Below are 2848 nucleotides of genomic sequence, written 5' to 3' on the forward strand. Positions count from 1 at the left end.
GTCCCCGATCGACGGGCCGGAGCGGTCACCGATCCGGACGACGGTGTTCGGCAGTCCGGGGACGGGGAGGTCGTTGAGTGCGGAGTACGCGCTCCAGCCCGTGACCAGGAGCAGCAGTCCACCCAGCGACGCGAGTGCGACTGCTCGGCCCCGGTGGGCGGCGACGGTGAAGAGCAGGATCAGCACGCCCGTATCGACGACCATCGGCGGCGCAACCTGCACCAGGTGGACGGCGGCCGTCACCGTGGCGGCCACGAGCATCGGCACAGGCAGGCTTCGGCGGAAGGTGATCGCGGCCATCGTGAGCGCAGTGGCAGCCCACCAGATCCAGAGCATGACCTCGCCGTCCCAGGCGTGGGAGCCCGGCTTGTCGGCTATGGCAACCACGACCGACTGCGGGTCGTTCGCCAGCACACAGACCAGGAGCAGACTGAATGCCAGTGCCGCGTCCTGCACCAGAGGCCGTCGCGCCAGGCTGCGCAATGCTGCCGGCTGCTCTGTCATGGTCAGGCGAGTTTACGTTTCGGCCGGGCGCCGCCGCGTCTGTCGCGAGGAGGAGTCAGGCGTGGGCGTGTCTATCTCAAGACAGATACCGCTCTCTGCACTCGGCCAGACGCGCGTAGCGGACCGGCGGCAGCACGGTAGACCCATGACTTCACCTGAAACCCCGACCGGCCGTCGAATGGGCCGGCGTTCCGTACTCGGCGTGCTAGGCGCGATCCCCGTTGCCACTGGCGGCCTTTGGGCGGCCTCTGCAGCAGGAGCTGGACCGGCCGACGCCTCGATCGTCCCCAGCGGGTTGCGGCCCGGCGGTGAGTTCGACCGGTACGTCGCTCAACTGGCCGCCGACAACCTGTTCTCCGGCACTGTTCTCCTGGTTCATCGCGACCGCCCGACCTTGGCGCGTTCGTACGGCATGGCGGACAAACGACGATCGATCCGCAACGGACCGGACACCATCTATGCACTCGGCTCGGTCACGAAGGTGTTCACCGCGGTCGCGATCGCCCAGCTCGCCCAGCAGGGCAAGCTCGCCTACAACGGGACGCTCGGCACCTACCTCGACGGATTCCCCGCTGCTGTCGCCGACACCGTCACGATCCACCACCTGCTGACTCACACGTCCGGCATGCGCGACTACATGCAGGACCCTGACTTCTGGCCCGAGTCGGCCAAGTGGACCAGCGCCGAGCAAGTGATGGACGGGTGTCTGCAATTCATCCGGAAAGCCCCGCTTGCCTTCGCGCCGGGGACCCAGTCGGTGTACAGCAACTCCGGCTATCACACGTTGGGCGCGATCGTCGCCAAGGTCTCCGGAAAGTCCTACTACGACTACATCCGCGAACGCATCTTCCGACCAGCCGGCATGAGCACCTCAGACTTCTACACCAAGCCGCAGTGGCTGGACGATCGGCGAATCGCACATCCGTACACCGCACAGCGTCAGCCCGCCGGACAGCTTGTCGACGCCATCGACGGGTACCACCTCTACATCGGCTCGCCGGCGGGGAACGCCTTCTCCAACGCCGCAGACCTGGTCCGGTTCACCAAGGCCCTGCTGGGCAACAAGCTGCTCAACCCTGCTTTCACCGAGCTCACGCTCAGCCCGAAATCACCCAGGGCTCCGCTGCAGCCCAAGCCCGGACCGCTGCCGATCACCTTCAACACCTACGCGACGGCCGCGGACCTCGTGAACAACCAGTGGGTCATCGGGCACAACGGCGGCGCCCCGGGCATCTCCACCAACCTCGAGTGGTATCCCGCCAAGGACTGGGTGGCGATCGTGCTCAGCAACTACGACCCGAGTCCTGCCGCAGCCGTCGACCTCAAGGCACGTCAACTCATCGCCCAGTAGGAGGGGGCAGTTGGTCGTGGTTGTGGCCGGGTGATCACGGATGGTGGCCGACGGGGCGCCGACGCCGGTGGTCCGTGCCGTGCCCCCGGTTTTTGAGTTGGCCTGGCGATGGGCTAATGTTCTTCTCGCGTCGGGGGGCACGAAAACCCGGTCGCAACGCGGACGTAGCTCAGTTGGTAGAGCGCAACCTTGCCAAGGTTGAGGTCGCCGGTTCGAACCCGGTCGTCCGCTCGGAGAGGGTTCGGCAGGCCAGCTTTCTCACTGGTGGAGTGGCCGAGAGGCGAGGCAACGGCCTGCAAAGCCGTGTACACGGGTTCGAATCCCGTCTCCACCTCACACCCTGTGAAGTTCTTGGACGATTGGCGCAGCGGTAGCGCGCTTCCCTGACACGGAAGAGGTCACTGGTTCGATCCCAGTATCGTCCACGCGATAGAAGGCCGCGGTTCTCCTCTCGGAGGCTGCGGCCTTCTGCATTTTCAGGACTACACCAGCCAGCGGCTGTCTCGTAGTAGGTCGCGGTCTTTGATCTCGTTGACTTCTCGCCAGGTCTGGATGCGGGTGGGGGTGATCTGGAAGAACGGGTAGTTGCTGGCTCGGGGGTCGAAGCCTGCTTTGGTGGCGAAGGCGTCGGCGGTTTCGGGTGACGGCGTGGCTTGCTTCGCGGTGCCGGTGATGAGGACGACGTCGCGGGTCCGGCCGATCGCGAGGTGGAGCAGGCCGGTGGCCTGGAGGTTGAGGCTGGTCGGGTTCTTCGCGGCCGTGGACAACCAGAGCGACTCGCCGTCCCAGAGGAACGAGAGCGGCATCAGGTACGGCGATCCGTCGGCGGACGCGGTCGAGACCCACGCGTCCACCTCGTCGGCCAGCAACTTCAGCGTGTCGCTCTTGCGGACTTCGGGGCTCCTGGCGGGCTCTGTCACGGTCGATCTCCTCGTCGGTGGTCCTGCAGTGTCACATCTGCCCGGTTCGCTTCGTCACCACCATGACGATCGG

The 2848-nt window shown here is 66.0% G+C and carries 3 protein-coding genes and 3 tRNA genes; 4 read left to right on the forward strand and 2 right to left on the reverse strand.

Annotated features, from left to right (window positions below; translation table 11 throughout):
• Positions 1-504 (reverse strand): DUF7134 domain-containing protein (locus VFG33_RS33905; protein ID WP_325057095.1); only part of this gene is annotated, 504 nt, incomplete at its 3' end.
• A 145-nt stretch (positions 505-649) separates the two neighbouring features.
• On the opposite strand from VFG33_RS33905, the gene VFG33_RS33910 reads away from it, so the two are divergent.
• From VFG33_RS33910 to VFG33_RS33925, 4 genes are all read left to right on the forward strand, one after another.
• Complete coding sequence (locus tag VFG33_RS33910) at positions 650-1855, forward strand: serine hydrolase domain-containing protein (RefSeq protein ID WP_325057097.1); 1206 nt, start codon at positions 650-652, stop codon at positions 1853-1855.
• Between the two features lie 158 nt (positions 1856-2013).
• Positions 2014-2086 (forward strand) — tRNA-Gly (locus VFG33_RS33915).
• Between the two features lie 32 nt (positions 2087-2118).
• A tRNA-Cys gene (locus tag VFG33_RS33920) sits at positions 2119-2189 on the forward strand.
• Positions 2190-2208: 19 nt separating this feature from the next.
• A tRNA-Val gene (locus VFG33_RS33925) sits at positions 2209-2280 on the forward strand.
• Between the two features lie 57 nt (positions 2281-2337).
• Here VFG33_RS33925 and VFG33_RS33930 read toward each other — a convergent pair.
• Positions 2338-2775, reverse strand: a complete 438-nt coding sequence (locus VFG33_RS33930; RefSeq protein WP_325057098.1) for a pyridoxamine 5'-phosphate oxidase family protein — start codon at positions 2773-2775, stop codon at positions 2338-2340.
• Between the last annotated feature and the right edge of the window lie 73 nt (positions 2776-2848).

The organism is Kribbella sp. (assembly GCF_035687465.1).
Lineage (GTDB): Bacteria > Actinomycetota > Actinomycetes > Propionibacteriales > Kribbellaceae > Kribbella.

What these genes read in the sequence shown, in the direction of transcription:
- VFG33_RS33910 (WP_325057097.1), top strand. Translation starts at nt 650, where the DNA reads ATGACTTCACCTGAAACCCCGACCGGCCGTCGAATGGGCCGGCGTTCC.